This window comes from Bacteroides caecigallinarum (assembly GCF_021530995.1).
Taxonomy (GTDB): domain Bacteria; phylum Bacteroidota; class Bacteroidia; order Bacteroidales; family Bacteroidaceae; genus Phocaeicola; species Phocaeicola faecigallinarum.
Genome location: NZ_JADYTF010000278.1, coordinates 1 through 602, shown reverse-complemented (window position 1 = coordinate 602; position 602 = coordinate 1). Strand labels below are relative to the sequence as shown.

Below are 602 nucleotides of genomic sequence, written 5' to 3'. Positions count from 1 at the left end.
AAGAATGCCTTTCTCGGACTGGAACACCGCTGCCATACACTGATGCAGGTGTTCCGCCAGCACAACGAGGATTATGCAAAACAGGTGGAAGCCGGCATGAAAGCCAAAGCCACGCTTTCAAAATATCTGGTCGTTTACAAGCACCTGCAAGAGTTCCTGAATATCCGATACCATGTGAAGGATATTGCCCTGAAGGAACTTACTCCGGCATTTATCTCCGATTTTGAAATGTTTCTCCGCACGGACAAGCACTGCTGTACCAATACGGTCTGGCTTTATGTGTGTCCGTTACGGACAATGGTGTTCATTGCCATTAACAATGAATGGCTGACACGCGACCCGTTCCGTGAATATGAAATCAAGAAAGAGGAAACGACAAGAGGGTTTCTCACGAAAGAGGAAATCCGTATGCTGATGGACGGCAAACTGAAAAACGCCAAACAGGAGCTTTACCGTGACCTGTATCTGTTCTGTGCGTTCACGGGGTTGTCATTCTCCGATATGCGCAATCTGCGTGAGGAAAATATCCGTACATACTTCGACAACCATGAGTGGATAAACATCAACCGCCAGAAGACGGGCGTGGAATCGAATATCCGCCT

At 47.7% G+C, this 602-nt stretch carries 1 protein-coding gene; it reads left to right on the top strand.

What is annotated here, in order from left to right; all coding sequences use genetic code 11:
* Nucleotides 1–602 (top strand): site-specific integrase (locus I6E24_RS16610; protein ID WP_235329829.1); only part of this gene is annotated, 602 nt, incomplete at both ends.